Here is a 23,529-nt window from a genome sequence, read left to right as displayed (position 1 = left end):
CTCCCGTCCGCATCGGACTGCCGTGCCGTGCACCGAAGTGCTGGGACCTACGACCATACGGGCGGGGTCTGACAACGGCCGCGACCCGGCTCCCGGGCTCAGCCGACGGGCGGTGTCGACCGGAGCCTCCGTAGGAGTTCCGGCCCTGCCCCTGCGGCGTCCGCGAGCCCCGAGGTGTCCACCAGAGGTGGCACCGCTGCCTCCCGAGGCGGCTCTACCGGAGGCGGTTCCTCCCGGGGCGGGGCGTCCTCTGGCGCCCGGAGAGCCTTCTCCGGTCCCGTGGGCGGCCCGGAGGGTTCCTCGGCCTGCGGTGGTTCGACCGCGGCCGGCGGTTTGCCCCCGGGTTCCTCCGCACGGTGCGGCGGAGGCGGCGGCCCCGCCTGGGCCCGTTCGAGGAAGCGCAACAGCTCCACGGGGAAGGGCAGCACCAGGGTGGAGTTCTTCTCGGCGGCGACCGCGACGACGGTCTGGAGCAGTCGCAGCTGCAGCGCCGCAGGCTCCTTCGACATCGCGCTGGCCGCCTCGGCCAGCTTCTTGGACGCCTGGAGCTCGGCATCGGCGTTGATGACCCGGGCCCGGCGCTCCCGGTCGGCCTCGGCCTGCCGGGCCATCGAGCGCTTCATGGCCTCGGGCAGCGACACGTCCTTGATCTCCACCCGGTCGATCTGAACGCCCCAGCCCATGGCGGGGCTGTCGATCATCAACTCCAGGCCCTGGTTCAGCTTCTCCCGGTTCGAGAGCAGATCGTCGAGGTCGCTCTTGCCGATGATGGACCGGAGCGAGGTCTGCGCCATCTGGGAGACGGCGAAGCGGTAGTCCTCCACCTCGATGATCGCGTTCGCCGGCTCGACGACCCGGAAGTAGACGACCGCGTCGACCCGTACCGTGACGTTGTCCCGGGTGATGCCCTCCTGGGCGGGCACGGGCATGGTCACCACCTGCATGTTGACCTTGTGGAGGCGGTCGACCCCCGGAAGGATCATGGTGAATCCGGGGCCGCGGACGCCGCCGTGGAGTCGGCCGAGGCGGAGGACCACACCGCGCTCGAACTGCTTGACCACCTTGCCCGCGGCCGTCATGTACACCGCAATGCCGGACACGGCGGCCAAACCGGCCACCACCAGCTCTTCGACCATGGGGACACCCCCTTCTGTCCGAGCTGGACGCTCCCTACCACGGTATGCCCGGTCACGGGCGCGGGGCGAGGTCCGCACCGGGCGGCAACGACGCACCCTGCGCGTACGAGGAACTGCACCGCGGTGCTACGGAGAAGCACACCTCCCGAGAAGCGCTGCGGGACGGCGAAACGCTACGGAGCGACACGACAGGTCGCCCTGGAGTGACGGCACCCACGTCCACAGATCCCGAAGCGTGGTCACAGCTCGAACCAGCCGTGCCCGCTGTACCAGTGCCTTCCCGCTCGCAAATGATCACCGATCGCCCGTTCCAAGCCCGTTCGACGGGGCAGCTCGGCGGAGTCAAAGCGCATGTCTCCGAAGACGAAGCCGACGGGGACCTCGTCGCTGGGCTCGTCGTCCCTGTGGGCTATGTGGAAGCGTTCCTGGAAGCGGCGGACGTTGGACTCCTGCGGCAGGTACTCGACGAGTTGCGGGTCGAGCAGCCAGGAGTGGCACTCGGCGATCCGGTACGGCGTCTCGGGGAAGTGGCGGGCGAAGAACTGCCGCGCACGAGCCAGGGACCGGTCGCACGCCTCTGGACTCAGCGGCCCCAAGTAGTCGGGGATGTGCAGCCCCAGCACGTCGTCGCCGGGCCCGAGCGGCAGCCCCGCCGCCGCCACGGCGCTTCCCAGCGGCTTCCCGAGCTTGCCCCGTTCGAACTGGAGTCGCCCCAACTCGTACAGCAACCCCGTGAAGTGCAGCCGCAGCCACTGCGGGGCCACCAACCCGCCCGTGCCCAACGCGCGGCGGTGGACGGCCATCTGACGTCCCAGGTCGGCAAGGGTGCGGCGGGACACCTCCTCGGGCACCGAAAGCGCCCGGTGGTACTCACGGACGTGCGGCAGGACGGCCACGAAGACGTAAACGGGGAAGCAGCGGGCAACAGCGCCGGACGACACCGGACCGTGTCCCCGACCCACGGCGCCCACGGACTCGGAACCCTGCTCCGGCAGCTCGGGGGCGGGTAGCTCGTCGGCCGAAACGGCTCTTCCGATGCTCTCCACCAAGCTGTGCGCGGCCTCCTCCAGCATGCGGCGCAGCTCGGGATCGGCGGTCACCCGGGGGCGCAGCGCGAGCAGCTCCCCGATGTCCTCGTGCGGCACCGCCAGGTCCAGCAGCGCCTCCGCCAAGTCGTCGCCGTCCGGCAGCTGCGCCCTCTCCACGGTCACGTCGCCCCCTTCCGTCGCCCACCTGGTGAACGATTCGCGTTCCCCCTCGGTGCCCACCGGGACGTCGCTTTCCGGCCTGTCTCGTGTCCGGAACATGCGGCATGCTGGAGGAGGAGATGGATGCCCATGCGCACCGGCAGTGAACCGACGACCGCACGCAGTCCCCTACGGATGCGGTTCTGGCTGGGAATCTGGGGGCTCGTCTGGGCCGCCGGCGGTACGGCGATCTTCAGTTTGACCTCGCACCCCGGATGGGCCGCCTTCTGCGGCCTGCTCCTGCTGATCGTCATCGTCGACCTGGCCGTGGTCATCCGCCACATCCGACAGGGTCCGCACTACCAACCGGGCCCCGACGTCCCGCCGTACGAACCGGCCGACGAGCACGGCCCGCCCCGCGAACCCGACGACCGGCGCCCCTAATGCGTGGCCGTACCGGGGCGCAGCGAAGTCAACGGCCGTCGTCGAAGCGGGCCGCCTTCACGTACTCGGGCTTGGGGTCGAGCGCCGCGGCCAGGCGGAAGTGCCGCTTCGCCTGCTCCGGCTTGCCGGCGCGCTCGAAGGTACGGGCGAGGGCGAAGTGCGCGAAGGCGTTGTCCGGCTCGCGCTCCAGCACCAACTCGAACTCCAACTCGGCGGGACGCAGTTGCGCGGCGGCGAAGAAGGCCCGGGCCCTCAGCAGGCGTGCCGCGGTGTTCTCGGGGTGGGCCGCGATGACCGAATCCAACAGCTTCACGGCACCACGCGGATCCCTCGCGGCGAGCAACTGCTCCGCCGCTCGGTAGTCGACGACATGCGTGTGCGGATCACTTGTGGGCACGCTGGCATCCTTCCCCTTGGCGCACGGTTCCAACACCGGCCCCGGCCGCACTATTCCAACGGTCGCGGTGCGGTGCCTCGGGGCGGGACGGCGACGTCAACCGTCGGACGCGCCGGCGAGCAGGGCGAGAGCCGCCCCGATGGCGGTGAGCGTCAGTCCCACGGCCACGAACCCCCAGTCCAGCCAGGTCCTCTCGTGGCCGTCGACGACGACGTCACGGGGGTCAGCGGGGTCGTACCAGAGCCGTACGCTGCCTTCGGGCCTGAGCGGGGCCGGCGCGGGGACCTCCATCACGCGCCCGTCCCGTGTCTCGTACTCCAGCAGCGCCCGTTCCGCTCCGGGTGGCGGTGGCTTCACCAACGCCATGGCGCCGTGGCCGGCCCTGCGGATGCGGCGGGCCTGGTGCAGCCCGTACCCGCCGGCGAGGGCGGCGACCAGCCCGGCGAGGACGGTGAAGACGGCGAAGACGATCTGCACCACGTTGATGCTAGTGCTCGCCCGCGCCCGGCCGTGCTGCTTGACGCATTACTGACGTCGCACTGCCGGATGTCGCCCCTGGGGCCACCGGCAGACACAGCTCAGTCGGTGTCGGCGCCCGCCCGCCGCGTCAGCTCCGCCCAGAGCGTGCGGACTTGGGGCTCCAGGTCCGCCAACGGGCCGTCGTTGTCGATGACCAGGTCGGCAACGGCTCGCCGCTGTTCCCGAGTGGCCTGGGCGGCCATTCGGGCGCGGGCCTCGGACTCGGTCATTCCGCGGAGGTTCACCAGGCGGTCGAGCTGGGTCTGCGGGGCCGCGTCCACGACGACCACCAGGTCGTAGAGGGGTGCGAGGCCGTTCTCGGTGAGCAGCGGTACGTCATGCACGACGACGGCCGTTGCACCGGCCGCTTCCGACAGTTCCCGGGACCGTACCCCCACCAGGGGGTGGACGATCGCGTTGAGCGCCGCCAGCCGCTCGGGGTCGGCGAAGACGATGGCCCCGAGCTTCGGACGGTCCAGGGCTCCGTCCGCTGTCAGGATCTCGGCCCCGAATTCCTCGACCACGGCAGCGAGCCCCGGCGTACCGGGCTCGACGACCTCGCGGGCGATCTTGTCGGCGTCGACGAGCACCGCCCCGTACGACTCAAGGAGTCGGGAGACCTCGCTCTTGCCGGCGCCGATGCCACCGGTCAGCCCTACGGACAGCATGAGCGGCAGCTTAGCTCCCGCCGCTGGGTGCCCACAGTGCAGGTCCCGTCAGGAGTCGCCCTCCCGCTCCGCGAGGAAGCGCTCGAACTCCCGCCCGATCTCGTCGGCGGACGGCAGGTCCACCGGCTCGGCCACCAGATTGCCCCGGGTCTCGCCACCGGCCATGGCGTCGTACTGGTGTTCAAGGCCCTGGACCAGCGCCACCAGTTCGTCGTCGCCCTCGCCGATCTGGCGCTCGATCTCGTTCTGCGTGCGGTGGGCTTCGGTGCGCAGGGCGTGGGCCACTCCCGGCAGGACCAGCCCGGTGGCGGCGGTGATCGCCTCCAGGGCCGTCAGGGCCGCGTCCGGGTACGCCGAGCGGGCGACGTAGTGCGGGACGTGGGCGGCGACGCCGAGGACGTCGTGTCCGGCCTTCATCAAGCGGTACTCGATCAACGATTCGGCGCTGCCCGGGACCTGGGCCTCGTCGAAGGGGCTGCGGTGCCCCGGCATCAGGTCCGTGCGGTTCCCGTGCGGGGTCAGTCCGACGGGTCGGGTGTGCGGCACACCCATGGGGATGCCGTGGAAGTTGACCGCGAGGCGGACGCCGAGGCGCTTGACGATCTGGGCGACGGCGGCGGAGAAGCGGTCCCACTCGACGTCCGGCTCGGGGCCGGAGAGCAACAAGAAGGGCGCGCCGGTGGCGTCCTGGACGAGCCGGACCTCGATGGCGGGCGTCTCGTAGGAAGTCCAGCGGTCGCGCCGGAAGGTCAACAGCGGGCGGCGGGCCCGGTAGTCCACCAACCGGTCGTGGTCGAAGCGGGCCACCACCTGGTGCGGCAGGGTGGCCAGCAGGTGGTCGACGATCTGTTCGCCGGTCTCACCCGCGTCGATGTATCCGCCGAAGTGGTACAGCATCACCAGGCCGGCCGACTCCTGCGCCAGCGCCACATCGACGACGGCGAGGCCCTTCGGCTCCCATTCGTACAAATCCTGTGGATCAAGCACGGCTACCGCTCCTCCTCGGGGTTCCTAGGAGAGAACGTGTGGTGACGCACCGGCATTCCCTTCACACGCAACGAACACGAATGAGGCCCGCTCCCCAGAGGGAGCGGGCCTCATCACTCAGCCGTGGTGCAGCCGGTCAGAGCGTCAGCTCTGGCCGCCGGCCAGCTTCTCGCGCAGGGCGGCGAGCGCCTCGTCCGACGCCAGGGCGCCGGAGTTGTCGTCCGACTCCGAGGAGTAGGAGCCACCGGTCGGCGCGGCGGCCGGAGCGGCGGCGCCACCCTCGGCAGCAGCGGCCTCGTCGGCCTCGCGGGACTTGATGACCTGGGCCTGGTGCTGCTCGAAGCGCTGCTGCGCCTCGGCGTACTGGGTCTCCCACGCCTCGCGCTGGGCCTCGAAGCCCGGCAGCCAGTCGTTGGTCTCCGGGTCGAAGCCCTCGGGGTAGATGTAGTTGCCCTGGTCATCGTAGGACGCGGCCATGCCGTACAGGGTCGGGTCGAACTCGACCGAGGCCGGGTCGGCGCCGAAGGACTCGTTCGCCTGCTTCAGCGACAGCGAGATCCGGCGACGCTCCAGGTCGATGTCGATGACCTTGACGAAGATCTCGTCGTTGACCTGGACGACCTGCTCCGGGATCTCCACGTGGCGCTCGGCCAGCTCGGAGATGTGGACCAGACCCTCGATGCCCTCGTCGACGCGGACGAACGCACCGAACGGAACCAGCTTGGTGACCTTGCCCGGAACGACCTGGCCGATCTGGTGGGTGCGGGCGAACTGCTGCCACGGGTCTTCCTGGGTCGCCTTCAGCGACAGGGAGACGCGCTCGCGGTCCATGTCGACGTCCAGGACCTCGACCGTGACCTCCTGGCCGACCTCGACGACCTCGGACGGGTGGTCGATGTGCTTCCAGGACAGCTCGGAGACGTGGACCAGACCGTCGACGCCACCCAGGTCCACGAAGGCACCGAAGTTGACGATCGAGGACACCACACCGGACCGCACCTGGCCCTTCTGGAGGGTGGTGAGGAAGGTCTGGCGGACCTCGGACTGGGTCTGCTCCAGCCAGGCACGGCGGGACAGGACCACGTTGTTGCGGTTCTTGTCCAGCTCGATGATCTTGGCCTCGAGCTCCTTGCCGACGTACGGCTGGAGGTCGCGGACACGGCGCATCTCGACCAGGGAGGCCGGGAGGAAGCCACGGAGGCCGATGTCGAGGATGAGACCACCCTTGACGACCTCGATGACGGTACCGGTGACGATGCCGTCCTCTTCCTTGATCTTCTCGATGGTGCCCCAGGCACGCTCGTACTGGGCGCGCTTCTTCGAGAGGATCAGTCGGCCTTCCTTGTCCTCCTTCTGAAGGACGAGGGCCTCGATCTCGTCGCCGACCTTGACGACCTCGTTCGGGTCGACGTCGTGCTTGATCGAGAGCTCGCGGCTCGGGATGACACCTTCGGTCTTGTAACCGATGTCGAGCAGGACCTCGTCCCGGTCGACCTTCACGATGACGCCGTCGACGATGTCGCCGTCGTTGAAGTACTTGATCGTCTCGTCGATCGCGGCGAGGAAGGCTTCCTCGTTACCGATGTCGTTGACCGCTACCTGCGGAGTGGCGGTGGTCTCGGTGCTGCTCGTCATGTGGGAAAGGGCTCCGGTACGGACATTGAAGTCGTAGGTACTGCTACGCCGAGAGCCCGTATCGCAGCTGCAAGAAGCCGGACAGCCATGGAAGCACCGACCGGTCGATCGTCCCGGGGCCTTGAGAGCTCCGGAAACGACTCCGACTGGAGGCGCCTCGTGAACCGAGGGGACATACATCACAGATGCGAGCGCGGCCTGCTCTGTCTGAGGCACGCAGGCCCGCAGCGCAACTTGTAGCATACGGGGGCAGCCGGAGGCGGTCAATGCGCGAAGGCGCACACCGAGGGCGGATCGCCCCATACCCGGCACAACTAAGGTTTGCGGAGGCCACAATGGGCGCCATTGGTCACGCTGGACGCAAACTACAACGACGGTGAACATGAGCCAAGACGCCAATCGCCCCACCCATTCCCCTGCGGCAACGCACCTCCAGGACCGACCCGCCCCCGAACCCGAGGCCACTCGGCGTGACACCTCGGATGCGGAGAGCAGTCGGGCGAGCCGGGTCTGGTGGGACGGGAACGCCGACGAGTACCAGGGCGAGCACGGCGCGTTTCTGGGGGATGACCGTTTCCTCTGGGGCCCCGAGGGGCTCGACGAGGCCGACGCCGCACTACTGGGGCCGCGGGAGTCGCTGAAGGACCTGGACGTCCTGGAGATCGGCGCCGGCGCAGCCCAGTGCTCCCGGTGGCTCGCGACCCAGGGCGCCCGCCCCGTTGCCCTCGACATCTCGCACCGCCAGCTCCAGCACGCATTGCGGATCGGCGGCGGCCTGTCGCTGGTGGAGGCGGATGCGGGGGCGCTGCCCTTCCGGTCCGGCTCCTTCGACCTGGCGTGCTCGGCGTACGGGGCCGTCCCCTTCGTGGCCGATCCGGTCAAGGTGTTCTCCGAGGTGCGCCGGGTGCTGCGGCCGGGCGGGCGCTGGGTCTTCTCGGTCACGCACCCGATTCGTTGGGCGTTTCCGGACGAGCCGGGCCCGGAGGGCCTGAGCGTTTGCGCCTCGTACTTCGACCGGACGCCTTACGTCGAGCAGGACGAGGAGGGGCGCGCCGTGTACGTGGAGCACCACCGAACCCTCGGCGACCGGGTGCGGGACGTGGTGACGAGCGGCTTCCGGCTGGTGGACCTGGTGGAACCGGAGTGGCCCGCGTGGAACAGCCAGGAGTGGGGCGGCTGGTCTCCGCTGCGGGGGAACTTGATCCCCGGCACGGCGATCTTCGTCTGCGTCCGGGACTGAAGTAGACGAAGAGACCGCGGAAGCGGACGGTGGGCCACGACCACGACCCCAGGCGACAGCATGTCGCGAGCCAGCAGCCCATTTAGTCGCATGAACGGATGAGTCCATGGGGGCTGTGGGTAACTCTGCGCACGGCTCGCAGGGACGGATGACACTGAGCGCATGATCAGAACCGACGCACTCGACAGCCTTCCGGTGCGGCACGTGCTGCCCGCGCTGCTGGCCGCGCTCGACGAGCGCGGCACTGCGGTGCTGCACGCGCCGCCGGGTACGGGGAAGACCACGCTGGTGCCGCTGGCGTTGGCCGGGCTGGTCGGCGGCGGACCCGCGCGCAGATTGGTCGTCGCCGAGCCGCGACGGATGGCGGTGCGCGCCGCCGCCCGCCGCATGGCCTGGCTGTTGGGCCAGGACGTGGGCGAGGCGGTCGGATACACGGTGCGCGGCGACCGCCGCGTGGGCGCGCGCACCCGTGTCGAGGTGGTCACGACCGGGGTGCTGCTCCAGCGCCTCCAGCGCGACGCCGAGCTTCCGGGTGTGGACGTGGTCCTGCTGGACGAGTGCCACGAGCGCCACCTCGATGCGGACACCGCGCTCGCCTTCCTCGTGGACGTACGGGCCGCGCTGCGACCGGAGTTGCAGTTGGTCGCGGCGTCGGCGACGAGCGACGCGGAGGCGTGGGCACGGCTGCTGACCTCCGTGGACGGTTCCGTGCCGGCGCCCGTGGTCGCCAGCAGCGGCGAGGGGTTCGAGTGCCGCGTCCACTACGCCCCTGCCCCTTCGGGAATCCGTCCCGCCCATGGGACCTGGGTCGACCCCGCGCTCTTGCGGCACGTCGCGGCGACCGTACGGCAGGCGCTCGGTCGGCACGAGGGCGATGTGCTGTGCTTCCTGCCGGGTACGGGCGAGATCGCGCGGACCGCGGGCATGCTCGACGGGGTCGACGCGGAGGTGCTGCAGCTCCACGGGCGGGCGCCGGCTGCGGTGCAGGACGCGGTGTTGCGGGGTGGTGGCGAGCGGCGTCGGGTGGTGCTGGCGACGTCGGTGGCGGAGTCCAGCCTGACCGTTCCGGGTGTGCGGGTGGTGGTCGATTCGGGGCTGGCGCGTGAGCCGCGGATGGATCATGCGCGGGGGCTCGGCTCGCTGACGACGGTTCCGGTGTCGGCTGCGGGTGCCACCCAGCGGCTCGGCCGGGCGGGCCGGGAAGCGCCTGGCACGGTGTACCGGTGCTGGGCGGAGGCCGACGACACCCGGCGCCCGCGGTTCCCGTCGCCGGAGATCCGCATTGCGGACCTGGCTTCCTTCGCCCTACGGGCCTCCTCGTGGGGCGACCCGACAGCTGCGGGGCTGGCTCTGTTGGATGCGCCGCCCGGTGGGGCGATGGCGGCGGCGGGGTCCGTACTGCGGGCGATCGGCGCGGTGGACGACGAGGGGCAGGCCACGGCGCGGGGGGTGGCGATGGTCCGGCTCGGCTTGCACCCCCGGCTGGCGAGGGCCCTGCTGGACGGGGCGTCGGAGGTCGGGGCACGCAGGGCGGCCGAGGTGGTGGCGCTGCTGAGCGAGGAGCCACCTCGGGAGTACGGGGATGATCTGGCCGCGGCTTGGCGGGCCGCGCGTCGGGGTGGCGACGGGTACGCGGCGCGCTGGCGCAGGGAGGCCGGAAGGCTGGAGGCGTCGCTCTCCGCCGATGGCGGCAGAGACACCGCTGGGACTGTCGTCCCCTCCGCGGCCTTGTCTGATGACGCAGTCGCCGGTTTGGTCACTGCGCTGGCCTTTCCGGAGCGGGTGGCGCGGGCCCGTGGGGAGGGTGCGTTCTTGATGGCGTCCGGCACGGGCGCGGAGGTCACGGGCGGATCCGCACTGCGGGGCGCCGGATGGCTCGCAGTGGCGGTGGCAGACCGGCCCGCTTCGTCCGCCTCGGCTCGGGTGCGGCTCGCTGCCGTCATCGACGAGGACACCGCCCGGGCGGGTGCCGGGCATCTCTTGGAGACCGTCGAGGAGGTGCGCTGGGAGGACGGAGACGTGACGGCCCGGCAGGTGCAACGGCTGGGCGCCGTGGAGCTCTCGGCTCGGACGCTCAAGCAGCCCCTACCGCGGGTGGTGCGGGAGGCGCTTTTGGACGGGCTCCGCCGCGAGGGCCTGGGGCTGTTGGGGTGGACGCGTGATGACGAGAGGTTGCGGGAGCGGTTGGCGTTCCTGCACCGGACGGTGGGCGAGCCGTGGCCCGACGTCTCGGACGCGGCGCTGTTGGGGCGTGTGGAGGACTGGTTGGAGCCGGAGTTGTCCCGGGCCCTGCGCCGGAGCGACCTGGGGCGGATGCGGGCGGGCGAGTGCATGCAGCGGTTGCTGCCGTGGGCGAGCGGTGAGGCCGCCCGGTTGGCGGAGTTGGCGCCCGAGCGCATCGAGGTCCCCAGCGGCTCGTGCATACGTGTGGAGTACGGCGGGGAACAGCCGGTGCTGGCGGTGAAGTTGCAGGAGTTGTTCGGGTTGCAGCAGACACCGAAGGTCGCCGGGGTGCCGGTGCTGGTGCATCTGCTCTCGCCCGCGGGTAGGCCGGCGGCGGTGACGGCTGACCTGGCTTCGTTCTGGCGGGACGGGTACCGCGCGGTGCGGGCGGAGTTGCGCGGCCGTTATCCGAAGCACCCCTGGCCGGAGGATCCGGCGTCGGCGGAGGCGACCCGGCACACCAAGGCACGGCATACCAAAACCCAGGAGACCAAGGCTCAGGAGACCAAAGGTCGGGACTCCAAGACCCGATAGGGCAGGGAAGGGGGGTGAGCCGACCAGGCGGAGGTTGTGGGCACGAGGAGGGTCAGGCGGGGAGCGGTTGCGGATCGGGTTCCGGCCCGTGGTCGCGGGAGCGACGGCTGCGGGCCTCCAGCGCGAGGGACAGCACCAGGAGCCCGCCGGCCAGGACAAGGAAGCCCCAGGGCAGATGGGAGGTCAGCAGAAGGACCAGGGTTCGTTGGGACTTGACCAGTTCGACGGTGTCGGCGACGTAGTCGGGGCGCATCTTCACATGGCCTGCGAAGGCGGTGACCTTGTCGCGGCCACCGAGGAGGGTGCCGCCGCGGAGTTCCTCGGTGTGGATCTCCTCGCCGTTCACGGGGGCGCCGGTGACGGGGTCCACCCAGAACATGCGCTTGGTGGTGTACCACCGCGTGGTGCCGGTCTGCTTCTCCAGCGTGGCCGCGTCGACGCCGGGGATGGGCATCTTCTTCGGGAAGGGGACCTTGGTCCAGGGGATGGTCTGTTCGAAGTAGTAGACGTCGAGGCCCCGGTAGCTGCGGGTGCCCTTGTAGTGGATGGGGGCGGAGGTGCGGGTCTGGGCGTCGAAGTACTCGTAGTCCCGCTTCTCGGTGAGGAAGGGCCACTTGTACTCGATGCCCTCGCGTCGGACGGGGTCGCCGTCGACGGATTCGCCGGTGGCGTGAACGGGGGCCTGGCTGTGGGCGTCGAAGATGTAGCGCTCGGGGATCTGGGAGACCATCTTGCCGTCGGGCCCCTGGATGTAGGAGAGGGCGTCCCAGACGACGACGTCGCGGCCGGCGCTGCGTTCGATCTTCTCGGACTCCTCGACGTTGCCCTTGAGGGTCTGGACGATGGTGACCTTCTCGACCTCCTTCGCCTGGAGGGTGCCGTAGTCCAGGAGGGTCGCGGGCCGGGCCTCCAACACCATTTCCTGATACTGGCTGGGCGGGACCTTCGCCAGTCGGGGGAAGGCGTACCAGCGCAGCAGCGGGGAGAGCGCGGCGAAGAAGACGGCGAGGGCGAGCAGCACGAGGCTCGCACGGCGGTGCACGGCTGCCCCTACTTCTTGGGGCCGGGGACGGTGGTCAGCAGCGGTTTGGGAGAGGTCTCCCCCGGTGGCGCGCCGATCGCGGTGGCGGTGAGGACGAGGGCGAAGGCGGCGGCCAGCCCGACGGCGGCGGCGGCGAGGGCGCGCATGCTGGGCCTCCCGGAGTTGGGACTTCTGACGTAGCGTCAGAGGAGGGGGCACCGTAGCAATCGGGCCGTGAGATGAGAACACGTCGCACCGCCCCCTGCGCCGGGTGGCGAAGGGGGCGGTGCGGTCGAGCGGTGAGCCTGGCGTCAGGCGGCCGGGGCGACGACCTTGAGTTCGATGGTCAGGGTCTTGCCGCCGGCGGCGGTCAGCCGGAGCAGGAAGGTGCCCGCCTGGTCGTCGGTGTGGATCTTCGGGAGCTTCAGCGCACCGTCGGCGTCGGTCGTGAGGTCGGAGAGGGTGCGGACCGGCTTGTCGTCGGCGCCCTTGAAGTAGGGGCCGCTCTCGCTCGGGGTCTCCTCGCCGTTGGCGCCGACCTCGAACAGTTCCGCCTTGACTGCGACGCCGGAGATCGAAGTGCCGCCGTGAGTGGCCTTGGCCTCCAGCAGGTGCTCGAAGTCGGCGCCGGGGGCGGCCGTCATCTCCTTGGCGTTCACCCAGTTGATCTTGTCCGCCTCGGGGGCGGTGACCTTGGCGGTGAAGTCGACGGGGGCCACCGTGCTGCCGACGACGCGGGCGCGGACCGTGAAGGTCCCCGTCTTGTCGCCGGGCTTCAGCACGGGGGCGGTGACCGAGCCGTTCAGTCCGGTGGGGCGGACGACGGACTTCGCGCCGTCCGCGAAGGCCGCGTCCGTCGGGCCGACGATCTCGAAGCGCACGTTCTGCCCGGCCATGGCGCGGCCGGCGTTGCTCATGACGCGCACGGTGACCCGCTCGGTGAAGTCGCGGCCGGCCATCGTGGCGAGTTCGCCCGTGCCCGCGTTCTCGATCGAGGCGACCTGGACGGGCTTGGCCGGCTGCTTCGGCGGGGTCGTGGGCGGCGACGGCTTGCTCGGGGGCGTCGACGGCTTGGTGGGCTCGGTCCCGGGCTCCTTCGCCGGGCCCTCCGGCTTGTCCCTGGGGCCGCTCGCCGGAGGCGGCGTCGCGCCGGCCGGGGGCGTGGGCGTGACCCCGGCCGGCGGGGTGGTGGCGGTGGAGTTCGAGCCGCTGTCGGGGGTGCTGGAGCCGGGCAGCACGCCGGAGCCGTCGGGCACGCTGTGGGTGCCGCGCTTGTAGTAGTCGAACCAGGAGAGCACCGTCGTCAGGTACTCGCGCGAGCGGTTGTAGCTGAGGATGGCCCGCTCCAGGTCCTGCGCCTGGGTCAGGTCGCGGTCGTTGGCGCAGAGGTAGCGGCCGGCGGCGAGGGCCGCGTCGTAGATGTTGTTGGGGTCCTTGCGCCCGTCCCCGTTGGCGTCCTGTCCCCAGGACGCCCAGGTCGAGGGGATGAACTGCATGGGCCCGACCGCGCGGTCGTGGGTGGTGTCCCCGTCGTACGCGCCGTTGTCGGTGTCCAGGATGTTGGCGAAGCCCACACCGTTGAGGACGGGGCCGAGGATGGGCGAGAGCGTGGTGCCGTTCGCGTCGACCCGACCGCCGCGCGCCTGGCCGGACTCCACCTTGCCGATGGCCGCGAGCAGTTGCCACGGGACCCGGCACCCGGGGTCGGAGGAGGCGATGGTCCGCTCCGCGCGCTTGTAGGCGTCGAGCACGGTGGCCGGTATGCCCGCCTCGGCGGCTCCCTTGGTGCCGCCGCTGGGTGAAGTGCCCTGCTTGTTCGGCGAGTCCAGGGGCGGGAGGTCCGTGTAATAAGGGGAGTCGCCCGTGGCCGGAGTGCCGGGAGGGGGTGTTGCGTCCGATGCCTCGTCCTGGCTGCCCTGACTGTCACCCGAGACTGCGTGTGTGACACCTGGGGCCTGTGAGGCCGAGAGTGCCGCCACGGCTGCTGCCGCCACGGCGGTGGTGGTCGCTCCCCTGCGCAGCCGACGGCCGAAGTGCGCTGCCATACGTCTGTTTCCCTCCCCGGGCGGTCAACCCACGCTCGCCATTGCGCCAACCCAGGCGACACTACGGCAACCGCGCCTTTCAGAACACCAGTGCGTGACCGGTTTTCACCGATTCGGCACTGCTCGTTAGCCCAGCGGACCCCCTCACTCCGCTACCGACTTCCCCGGCAACGGGGAACAGCGGCAAGCGGCGTGAGGGGGTCCGCCGGTCGTACGCGTCAGTGGGCTGCGGACTCCCAGTCCGAGCCGACGCCGACGGAGACGTCCAGGGGCGCGCTCAGCGAAGCAGCGGCCGACATCTCCCGGCGCACCAGCGCCTCGACGTCGGCGCGTTCGCCGGGGGCGATCTCCAGCACGATTTCGTCGTGCACCTGGAGGAGCAACCGCGAGGAGTGTCCGGCCTCTTGCATGGCGGCGTCCACCCGGAGCATCGCGATCTTGACGATGTCGGCGGCGGTGCCCTGGATCGGAGCGTTCAGCGCCATCCGCTCGGCGGCTTCCCGGCGCTGGCGGTTGTCGCTGTTCAGGTCGGGGAGGTAGCGGCGGCGGCCGAACATCGTCGCCGTGTAGCCGGTGGCGCGGGCTTCCTCCACCACGTGGTGGAGGTAGTCGCGGACGCCGCCGAAGCGCTCGAAGTAGGTGTCCATCAGGGCGCGGGCCTCGGCCGCCTCGATGTTCAGCTGCTGGGAGAGCCCGAAGGCGGACAGTCCGTACGCCAGGCCGTACGACATGGCCTTGATCTTGCGGCGCATCTCGGCGTCCACGGCGGACGTCTCGACTCCGAAGACCTGGGAGGCGACCGTGTTGTGCAGGTCCTCGCCCGAGGTGAACGCCTGGATCAGGCCCTCGTCCTGGGACAGGTGGGCCATGACGCGCAGTTCGATCTGGCTGTAGTCCGCCGTCATCAGGGACTCGAAGCCCTCGCCGACGACGAAGCCGCGTCGGATGGCCCGGCCCTCGTCGGTGCGCACGGGGACGTTCTGCAGGTTCGGGTCGGTGGAGGAGAGCCGGCCGGTGGCCGCGACGGTCTGGCTGAAGGTGGTGTGGATGCGTCCGTCGGCGGCGATCGTCTTGATCAGGCCCTCGACCGTGGAGCGCAGCCGGGCCTGCTCGCGGTGGCGCAGCATGATGACGGGCAGCTCGTGCTCGGTCTGGGTGGCGAGCCAGGCGAGCGCGTCGGCGTCGGTGGTGTACCCCGTCTTCGTCTTCTTCGTCTTGGGGAGGTTCAGCTCGCCGAAGAAGACCTCCTGGAGCTGCTTGGGCGAGCCGAGGTTGAACTCGTGGCCCACCGTCGCGTGCGCTTCCTTGACGGCCTGCTGGACGGCGCCGGCGAACAACTGCTCCATCGTCTCCAGATGGGCGCGGTCGGCGGCGATGCCGTGCCGCTCCATGCGGGCGAGGAGGAGGGAGACCGGCAGCTCCATGTCGTGGAGCAGATCGGCCGCGCCGACCTCGGTGAGCTTGGTCGTGAAGGCGTCGCCGAGGTCGAGGACGGCGCGGGCCTGCGCCATCAGTGCGTCCGCTTCGGCGTGCTCGTCGGTGCCGAAGGCGAGTTGGCCGTCGGCGGCGGCGGGGGTCAGCTCGCGGCCCAAGTACTCGATCGCGAGGGTGTCCAGGGCGAAGGAGCGGCGCCCCGGCTTGACCAGGTAGGCGGCGAGGGCGGTGTCCATGGTGACGCCGGCGAGCTGCCAGCCGTGCTCGGGGAAGACCCGGAGGGACTCCTTGGCGCTGTGCAGGACCTTGGGGCGGTCCGCGTCGGCGAGCCACTCGGTGAAGGCCCGCTCGTCGGCCTCGTCGAGCCGGGTCGGGTCGAACCAGGCCGCCTTGCCGTCGGCCGCGGCCAGGGCGACCTCGCTGACGTTGCCGACGCCGAGGGCCCAGCTGGCGACCGTGGCCACGCCGAGCGGCTGGGCGCCGTGCTCGGCGAGCCAGGGCGCCAGCTCGCCGGCGGCGAGGACGGTGCCGTCCAGCTCCACGCCGGCTTCGGGCGCCGGGGCCTCGTCCTCGGCGGCGCCGGGGTCAACGGCGAGCAGGCGCTCGCGCAGGCTCGGGTTCCGGATCTCCAGGACTTCCAGGAAGCCCTTCAGCGCGGCCCGGTCGTAGGGGGCGCGCTCCAGGTCGACGACGCCCTTGGGCAGTTCGACGTCGCGCACCAGCTCGGTGAGGTGGCGGTTGAGCTTGACGGCTTCCAGGTGGTCGCGGAGCGACTGGCCGACCTTGCCCTTGACCTCGTCGGCGCGGGCGACCAGCTCGGTGAAGGAACCGAACTGGTTGATCCACTTCGTGGCCGTCTTCTCGCCGACGCCGGGGATGCCGGGGAGGTTGTCCGACGGGTCGCCGCGCAGGGCGGCGAAGTCCGGGTACTGCTGCGGGGTCAGCCCGTACTTCTCCTCGACCTTAGCCGGGGTGAAGCGGGTCAGCTCCGAGACGCCCTTGGTGGGGTAGAGGACGGTGGTGTGCTCGCTGACGAGCTGGAACGAATCCCGGTCGCCGGTGACGATCAGGACCTCGAAGCCCTCGGCCTCGGCCGCGGTGGCGAGGGTCGCGATGATGTCGTCCGCCTCGAAGCCGTCCACGGCGAACCGCACCGCGTTCATCGTGTCGAGGAGCTCGCCGATCAGCTCGACCTGGCCCTTGAACTCGTCGGGCGTCGAGGAGCGATTGGCCTTGTACTCGGGGAAGTCCTTGGACCGCCAGGTCTTGCGGGACACGTCGAACGCCACGGCGAAGTGCGTGGGCGCCTCGTCGCGCAGGGTGTTCGCCAGCATCGACGCGAAGCCGTAGATGGCGTTGGTCGTCTGGCCGCTCGCGGTGGTGAAGTTCTCCGCGGGCAGCGCGAAGAACGCCCGGTACGCCAGGGAGTGCCCGTCCATGAGCAGCAGACGGGGGCGCGCCGCACCTCCGCCGCGGTGGTCGGTCTTCTCTTCACGGGTCTTCTTCGATGCTGTCTCAGCCACGGGGACGATCCTGCCACGTACCACTGACAACGACGCCATCGCCGCGTCCTCGCCCCGGCGCCGCACCGTCCGCCGCCGCGCCCTCGCCCGGCCGCCGGACGGTCCGCGCACCGGCCGCCCGACTGTTGTCAGTGGTCCGTGTCACCATGAAGGGCAGTAGGTGAAGCGGCGGTGGCACTGGGTGACCGGAGCCCTCGCCGGGGACATGGAAGGGGAGCAGATGGCCAGCAAGCCGCCCGCGGACGACCCGGTCCAGGACGCCCCGCGCATCACCGGGCCCGAGCGCGCCGCCGCGGGCATCCCGGCCATCGGGCACACCCTCAAGATCGCCCAGGAGCAAATGGGCCTGGGTCGCGCCACCAGGGCCCTGCTCAAGGTCAATCAGAAGGACGGCTTCGACTGCCCCGGTTGCGCCTGGCCCGAACCCGACAAGCGCCATCACGCCGAGTTCTGCGAGAACGGCGCGAAGGCGGTCGCCGAGGAGGCGACCCGGCGCCGGGTGACCCCCGAGTTCTTCGCGGCGCACCCCGTCGCCGACCTCGCCGCCCGCAGCGGTTACTGGCTGGGCCAGCAGGGCCGCATCACCGAGCCCGTGTACCTCTCCGAGGGCGCCGACCGGTACGCGCCGGTGAGCTGGGAGCGCGCCTTCGCGATCATCGCGGAGGAGCTGACCGCGCTCGCCTCCCCCGACGAGGCCCTCTTCTACACCTCGGGCCGTACGAGCAACGAGGCCGCGTTCCTCCTCCAGCTCTTCGCGCGGGAGTTCGGCACGAACAACCTCCCCGACTGCTCGAACATGTGCCACGAGTCGTCCGGCTCGGCCCTGTCGGAGACGCTCGGGGTGGGCAAGGGGAGCGTGTCCCTGGAGGACGTGCACCAGGCCGACCTGATCATCGTCGCCGGGCAGAACCCGGGGACGAACCACCCGCGGATGCTCTCGGCCCTGGAGAAGGCGAAGGCGTCGGGCGCCCGGATCATCTCGGTGAACCCGCTGCCCGAAGCCGGTCTCGAACGGTTCAAGAACCCCCAGACGCCGCGCGGTCTGCTGAAGGGCACCGCGCTGAACGACCTGTTCCTCCAGATCCGCATCGGCGGCGACCAGGCGCTGTTCCGGCTGTTGAACAAGCTCGTGTTGGAGACGGACGGCGCCGTGGACGAGGAGTTCGTCCGCGACCACACCCACGGGTTCGAGGAGTTCGCCGCGACCGCCCGGGCCGCCGACTGGGACGAGACGCTGGCGGCCACCGGGCTGGACCGGGAGGTCATCGAGCAAGCGCTGGCGATGGTGCTGGCGTCCCGACGGACCATCGTGTGCTGGGCGATGGGTCTGACCCAGCACAAGCACTCGGTGGCCACGATCCGCGAGGTGGTGAACTTCCTCCTGCTCCGCGGGAACATCGGCCGTCCCGGGGCCGGCGTCTGCCCCGTGCGCGGCCATTCGAACGTGCAGGGCGACCGCACCATGGGCATCTTCGAGCGCCCCGCGCCCGCCTTCCTCGACGCACTGGAGAAGGAGTTCGGCTTCGCTCCCCCGCGCCACCACGGCCTGGACGTCGTCCGGTCCATCCGGGCGCTGCGCGACGGCGACGCCAAGGTGTTCTTCGCCATGGGCGGGAACTTCGTCGCAGCCACCCCGGACACCGAAGTCACCGAAGCGGCGGTGCGACGGGCGCGGCTGACCGTGCACGTGTCGACCAAGCTGAACCGCTCCCACGCCGTGACGGGCACGCGGGCGCTCATCCTGCCGACGCTCGGCCGCTCCGACCGGGACGTCCAGGCGGCCGGCCGGCAGTTCGTGACCGTCGAGGACTCGATGGGCATGGTGCACTCCTCGCGCGGCAACCTCCCGCCCGCGAGCCCGCACCTGCTCTCGGAGCCGGCGATCGTGGCGCGGCTCGCGCGCGGTGTGCTGGGCCCCGGTTCGGCGACGCCCTGGGAGGAGTTCGAGCAGGACTACGGCACGATCCGCGACCGCATCGCACGCGTGGTGCCCGGCTTCGAGGACTTCAACGAGAAGGTCGCGCGCCCCGGCGGCTTCGCGCTCCCGCACGCGCCGCGGGACCTGCGCCGCTTCCCGACGGCCACGGGCAAGGCGAACTTCACGGCCGCGCCCGTGGAGTACCCCCGGGTGCCCGAGGGGCGGCTGCTGCTCCAGACCCTGCGCTCGCACGACCAGTACAACACCACGGTGTACGGACTCGACGACCGCTACCGGGGCATTCGGGACGGTCGCCGCGTGGTCCTGGTGAACCCGCTCGACGCCGAGGAGTTGGGAATGGCGGACGGGGCGTACGCGGACTTGGTCGGCGAGTGGCGGGACGGCGTGGAGCGGCGGGCCCCCGGCTTCCGGGTGGTGCACTATCCGACGGCCCGCGGGTGCGCCGCGGCGTACTACCCGGAGACGAACGTCCTGGTGCCGCTGGATGCGACGGCGGACACCAGCAACACCCCCGCGAGCAAGTCGGTGGTGATCCGGCTGGAGCCGGCACGCCTTTAAAGGCCCACGGTGAAGCCTCCAGAAGAAGCACACCCGGCTGCACGCCGGCAAAGCCCGTCGGAAGCCCGGCCTTGGGGTCAACGGCGGCAGCGCGCTGGCAACGGCGGGGATGCGCCGGGGTGGGCAGGAAAGCACCCCGGCGACTAAGCGTTCGCTCAGGCATCTGATAAGACGGTGCACGGAGCACTCATCCGCACTGGACGACCGAGATCGGAGCCGGGCCCATGGGCGAGCAGCGCACGACCAAGTTCCCGCAGGACATCATCGACGAGTTCGCCGCGCTGGGGGTGGACCTGCCGGCGCTGTTCTCCGCGGGACACCTGGGCCAGCGGATGGGCGTGGAGGTCCTGGAGGCGTCGGCGGAGCGGGTCGTCGGCACGATGCCGGTCGAGGGGAACACCCAGCCGTACGGACTGCTGCACGGCGGTGCGTCCGCCGTGCTCGCGGAGACCTTGGGGTCGATCGGCTCGATGCTGCACGGGCGCAGCACCAAGATCGCCGTGGGCGTGGACCTCAACTGCACGCACCACCGCGGGGTGCGCTCCGGGCTGGTCACGGGCGTGGCGACGCCGGTGCACCGCGGGCGGTCGACGGCGACGTACGAGATCGTGATCACCGACGAGCAGGACAAGCGGGTGTGCACGGCCCGGTTGACCTGTCTGCTGCGGGACGCCAAGCCGGGCGATGCGAGCCAGGCGCCGGGGGCCGCGCACGGTTCCGGGGCCCGCGCCGAAGGCGCCTGACGGCGCCCGCACCTCGATTCGACGGGCGGCCGACCGGGCGCGCCCGCAGCGCCGCGGCGGGGTACTACCTCGCCGCGGCGCCGTCGTTGGAGCCGACGGCGCCCCGCCTGACATCCGACCCGGCCCGACCCGGCGACGGCGTCCAACCCCGAGGCCCAGCCCGACCCGTCAGCGTTCAACTCGACGCCCGGATCCAGCCGACGGCGTCCAAGCCGACACCCGACCCGCACCCGCCCCCTCAGCGCTCACCCCGTCCGCGCCGTTGGCCTTCACACCCTCAACACACAATCGTGGCCGCGCCGGCACTCTCCGTGATCCGTTAGCCGCACGACTGCACGACGCCGCAACTGCTTCCGGAACCACACGCACCACCGGCACCACGGGGCGCCACCACGGGGGGCAAGACTTCACTCGTACGGGTGAGTTCGCCGACTTCACCACCGGTCCGACGCCCCGATTCGCTGGTCACGGTCCAGACCACTCGTCCGGCACCCCCCGCGGACCTCGGTCGACGCGTGAGCCGACCGCCCCCGCACCGTTTCGAGCGGCACTGGACGATCACGTTCCACATAGCCGGCCGACCGCACCCAGCCATGGCACGTGATATGTCACAGCCCGCCGAATACCTCACTCTGAGTGATCAATTCCGGGTTGCGAAACAAGGTGGGAACACCTCGCCGGACACCACCGATGATCATGAGAAGGCGAAAGGTGTGGTAGATGCCCTGACAGCAGCAAGATCAGCTCAAGGGCCTTAGCGGAACTGGGCGTTCTCAGCATGTGAGCCGGGGCGTCGGCGGAGGATTGCCCGATCTGCCCATACTCAGAACGTCGATATCCGGCCCGGGCATAACAAGAGCGTCACATCCTGACTCCACTAGTGCCTCGCTCAACCACCTCCCCTTAGAGTCACCGCCAGTCACCGCGCCGCCGGGCGCATGAGGAGCACGGCGCACATTTGGCGGCCCGGCGACTTGACGGCACCTCTAGGGGGAGGGCCGTGCCAGGGAGAGGACACATCGTGCGAAACCGTTCCTTGCTCATACTCACCGCCGTGGTCACCACGGGGGCGCTCACCCTCACAGCTTGCGGCTCGCGCGACGACGACAAGAAGAGCGACAGCGGCGGCGGCAAGACCACCGTGGTCATCGGCATCGACGCCCCGCTGACCGGTTCGCTGTCCGCGCTGGGACAGGGCATCAAGAACTCGGTGGACCTCGCGGCCAAGACCGCGACCAAGGAGAACGTCGTCCCCGGCGTGGAGTTCAAGGTCGAGTCCTTCGACGACCAGGCGCTGCCCGCTTCCGGCCAGACGAACGCCACCAAACTGGTGGGCAACAAGGACGTCCTCGGCGTCGTGGGCCCGCTGAACTCCGGTGTCGCCCAGTCCATGCAGGGCGTCTTCGAGCGGGCCGATCTGACCCTGGTCTCGCCGGCCAACACCAACCCCGCGCTCTCCCAGGGCGACGACTGGGGCTCCGGCACCAAGAAGCGGCCCTTCAAGACGTACTTCCGCACCGCCACCACCGACGTGATCCAGGGCAAGTTCGCCGCCCAGTACCTCTTCAACGAGGCCAAGAAGAAGAAGGTCTTCGTCGTCGACGACAAGCAGACCTACGGCGCCGGCCTCGCGTCGATCTTCGCGGACGAGTTCAAGAGGCTGGGCGGCGCCATCGCCGGCGAGGACAAGGTCACGGTGAAGACCACCGACTTCGCAGCCACCGCCGACAAGGTGAAGGAGTCCGGGGCCGACTCGGTCTTCTTCGGCGGCCAGTACCCCGAGGGCGGACTCCTGTCCGACCAGGTCAAGAAGGCCGGCGCGAACATCCCCACCATGGGCGGCGACGCGCTCTACGACCCCGCCTTCATCAAGGCGTCCGGCCAGTCGAACGACGGTGACCTCGCCACCTCCGTCGGCTACCCGATCGAGCAGCTTCCGACCGCGAAGAAGTTCATCGACGGCTACAAGGCCGGCGGCTACAAGGACCCGTACGCGGCGTACGGCGGCTACGCCTACGACGCCGCCTGGGCCATCGTCCAGGCCGTGAAGTCCGTCGTCGAGGCGAACGACGGCAAGGTCCCGAGCGACGCCCGTGCCAAGGTCACCGAGGCGATGTCCAAGGTCTCCTTCGACGGCGTGACCGGAAAGGTGTCCTTCGACGAGTTCGGCGACACCACGAACAAGCAGCTCACGGTCTACACCGTGGAGAACGGCGCCTGGAAGTCGATCAAGAACGCCACCTTCGAGGACTGACCCCGTCCCCTCCCCAGGCCCCGCAGCACCTGAACCAGCCGCGCGAGGGCGCAACCGCGCCCTCGCGCGGACTCATATCCGACACGCTCATCGGAGGCTCTGCGGTGAACGAACTGCCGCAACAGCTGGCGAACGGCCTTTCCCTGGGTGCCCTCTACGGTCTCATCGCCATCGGGTACACCATGGTTTACGGCATCGTCCAGCTCATCAACTTCGCCCACGGCGAGATCTTCATGATCGGGGGCTTCGGCGCGCTCACCGCCTACATCGCGCTCCCCGACGGGACCTCGCTGATCGTGGTGATACCGATCATGATCATAGGCGGGGCCATCGCCGCGGTCGCCGTCGCAGCCGCGGCGGAACGTTTCGCGTACCGGCCCCTGCGCGGCGCTCCCCGGCTGGCTCCGCTGATCACCGCCATCGGTCTGTCCATCACCCTCCAGCAGGTGGTCTGGGCCTGGTACCCGGATGCCAAGAAGGCCCGGAGCTTCCCCGAGTTCTCCGGCGGCTCCTTCCAGCTCATGGACAACCTGGCGATCCAGCGCGCGGACGCCTTCGTCCTGATCGTCGCACCCCTGTGCATGCTGGCCCTCGGCCTCTTCGTCTCGAAGAGCCGCAGCGGACGCGCCATGCAGGCGACGGCGCAGGACCCCGACACCGCCAAGCTCATGGGCGTCAACACCGACCGCATCATCGTGATGGCCTTCGCCATCGGCGCCGCCTTCGCCGCGGTCGCCGCGGTCGGGTACGGCCTCGACAAGGGGCAGATCCACTTCGAGATGGGCTTCATCCTCGGGCTCAAGGCCTTCACGGCCGCGGTGCTCGGCGGCATCGGCAACATCTACGGAGCCATGGTCGGCGGAGTCGTCCTCGGGGTCGCGGAGGCGCTGTCGATCGCGTACATCGAGGAGATCCCCGGCATGCAGCAGCTGGGCGGTGGCGCCTGGTCCGACGTCTGGGCCTTCGTCCTACTCATCCTTGTGCTCCTGGTGCGGCCTCAGGGCCTGCTCGGCGAGCGCGTCGCGGATCGGGCGTGATAGCG

At 70.4% G+C, this 23,529-nt stretch carries 18 protein-coding genes; 7 read left to right on the top strand and 11 right to left on the bottom strand.

The window, feature by feature from the left end:
• Positions 1–98 precede the first annotated feature (98 nt).
• Entirely contained in the window at positions 99–1,136 is a 1,038-nt protein-coding gene (locus ACH4E8_RS24390; protein ID WP_398451500.1) for an SPFH domain-containing protein, read from the bottom strand.
• 239 nt (positions 1,137–1,375) lie between these two features.
• Entirely contained in the window at positions 1,376–2,347 is a 972-nt protein-coding gene (locus tag ACH4E8_RS24385) for an acyltransferase domain-containing protein (protein WP_398451498.1), read from the bottom strand.
• Between the two features lie 126 nt (positions 2,348–2,473).
• Here ACH4E8_RS24385 and ACH4E8_RS24380 point away from each other — a divergent pair, with 126 nt between their 5' ends.
• A complete protein-coding gene (locus tag ACH4E8_RS24380; RefSeq protein ID WP_398451899.1) occupies positions 2,474–2,767 on the top strand; it encodes a DUF6343 family protein in 294 nt (97 codons plus the stop codon).
• Between the two features lie 28 nt (positions 2,768–2,795).
• Here the strand turns inward: ACH4E8_RS24380 and ACH4E8_RS24375 are convergent, their stop codons facing one another.
• The 5 genes from ACH4E8_RS24375 to rpsA form a co-directional block, all read right to left on the bottom strand.
• Entirely contained in the window at positions 2,796–3,164 is a 369-nt protein-coding gene (locus ACH4E8_RS24375; RefSeq protein WP_398451496.1) for a tetratricopeptide repeat protein, read from the bottom strand.
• 96 nt (positions 3,165–3,260) lie between these two features.
• Positions 3,261–3,641, bottom strand: a complete 381-nt coding sequence (locus ACH4E8_RS24370; RefSeq protein ID WP_398451494.1) for a DUF3592 domain-containing protein — start codon at positions 3,639–3,641, stop codon at positions 3,261–3,263.
• A 101-nt stretch (positions 3,642–3,742) separates the two neighbouring features.
• Positions 3,743–4,351 (bottom strand): dephospho-CoA kinase, encoded by a 609-nt coding sequence (gene coaE / locus ACH4E8_RS24365; protein ID WP_398451492.1) that lies wholly within the window; start codon positions 4,349–4,351, stop codon positions 3,743–3,745.
• 48 nt (positions 4,352–4,399) lie between these two features.
• Positions 4,400–5,338, bottom strand: coding sequence for a PAC2 family protein (locus ACH4E8_RS24360; protein WP_398451490.1), 939 nt, complete (start codon positions 5,336–5,338; stop codon positions 4,400–4,402).
• 144 nt (positions 5,339–5,482) lie between these two features.
• Positions 5,483–6,973, bottom strand: a complete 1,491-nt coding sequence (gene rpsA, locus ACH4E8_RS24355; protein WP_398451488.1) for a 30S ribosomal protein S1 — start codon at positions 6,971–6,973, stop codon at positions 5,483–5,485.
• 382 nt (positions 6,974–7,355) lie between these two features.
• On the opposite strand from rpsA, the gene ACH4E8_RS24350 reads away from it, so the two are divergent.
• Together ACH4E8_RS24350 and hrpB are read left to right on the top strand one after the other, a co-directional pair.
• Positions 7,356–8,213 (top strand): class I SAM-dependent methyltransferase, encoded by an 858-nt coding sequence (locus ACH4E8_RS24350; RefSeq protein WP_398451486.1) that lies wholly within the window; start codon positions 7,356–7,358, stop codon positions 8,211–8,213.
• Between the two features lie 162 nt (positions 8,214–8,375).
• The gene (gene hrpB, locus ACH4E8_RS24345; RefSeq protein WP_398451484.1) at positions 8,376–10,970 is read left to right on the top strand and encodes an ATP-dependent helicase HrpB; all 2,595 of its coding nucleotides are present in this window, start codon (positions 8,376–8,378) and stop codon (positions 10,968–10,970) included.
• Between the two features lie 52 nt (positions 10,971–11,022).
• Here hrpB and ACH4E8_RS24340 read toward each other — a convergent pair whose 3' ends face one another.
• The 4 genes from ACH4E8_RS24340 to polA all read right to left on the bottom strand — a co-directional run bounded on the left by ACH4E8_RS24340 (position 11,023) and on the right by polA (position 16,993).
• On the bottom strand, positions 11,023–12,012 hold the full coding sequence (locus ACH4E8_RS24340; RefSeq protein ID WP_398451482.1) for a DUF3068 domain-containing protein: 990 nt from the start codon (positions 12,010–12,012) through the stop codon (positions 11,023–11,025).
• Between the two features lie 8 nt (positions 12,013–12,020).
• Positions 12,021–12,158, bottom strand: coding sequence for an SPW_0924 family protein (locus ACH4E8_RS24335; protein WP_398451480.1), 138 nt, complete (start codon positions 12,156–12,158; stop codon positions 12,021–12,023).
• Between the two features lie 144 nt (positions 12,159–12,302).
• The gene (locus tag ACH4E8_RS24330; RefSeq protein ID WP_398451478.1) at positions 12,303–14,036 is read right to left on the bottom strand and encodes a lytic murein transglycosylase; all 1,734 of its coding nucleotides are present in this window, start codon (positions 14,034–14,036) and stop codon (positions 12,303–12,305) included.
• Between the two features lie 218 nt (positions 14,037–14,254).
• A complete protein-coding gene (polA, locus tag ACH4E8_RS24325; RefSeq protein WP_398451476.1) occupies positions 14,255–16,993 on the bottom strand; it encodes a DNA polymerase I in 2,739 nt (912 codons plus the stop codon).
• A gap of 220 nt (positions 16,994–17,213) precedes the next feature.
• Between polA and ACH4E8_RS24320 the strand changes: the two genes are divergently transcribed.
• The 4 genes from ACH4E8_RS24320 (at position 17,214) to ACH4E8_RS24305 (ending at position 23,524) form a co-directional block, all read left to right on the top strand.
• On the top strand, positions 17,214–19,490 hold the full coding sequence (locus ACH4E8_RS24320; RefSeq protein ID WP_398451897.1) for an FdhF/YdeP family oxidoreductase: 2,277 nt from the start codon (positions 17,214–17,216) through the stop codon (positions 19,488–19,490).
• Between the two features lie 224 nt (positions 19,491–19,714).
• The gene (locus ACH4E8_RS24315; protein WP_398451474.1) at positions 19,715–20,233 is read left to right on the top strand and encodes a PaaI family thioesterase; all 519 of its coding nucleotides are present in this window, start codon (positions 19,715–19,717) and stop codon (positions 20,231–20,233) included.
• A 1,021-nt stretch (positions 20,234–21,254) separates the two neighbouring features.
• Complete coding sequence (locus ACH4E8_RS24310) at positions 21,255–22,487, top strand: branched-chain amino acid ABC transporter substrate-binding protein (protein ID WP_398451472.1); 1,233 nt, start codon at positions 21,255–21,257, stop codon at positions 22,485–22,487.
• Positions 22,488–22,591: 104 nt separating this feature from the next.
• Positions 22,592–23,524 (top strand): branched-chain amino acid ABC transporter permease, encoded by a 933-nt coding sequence (locus ACH4E8_RS24305; RefSeq protein ID WP_398451470.1) that lies wholly within the window; start codon positions 22,592–22,594, stop codon positions 23,522–23,524.
• The last annotated feature ends 5 nt before the right edge of the window (positions 23,525–23,529 follow it).

Origin of the sequence: Streptomyces sp. NPDC017979, assembly GCF_044328175.1 — a bacterium.
GTDB lineage: Bacteria > Actinomycetota > Actinomycetes > Streptomycetales > Streptomycetaceae > Streptomyces.
Note: the sequence above shows the minus strand (reverse complement) of the source record. Positions and strands in the feature narration are given on the sequence as shown.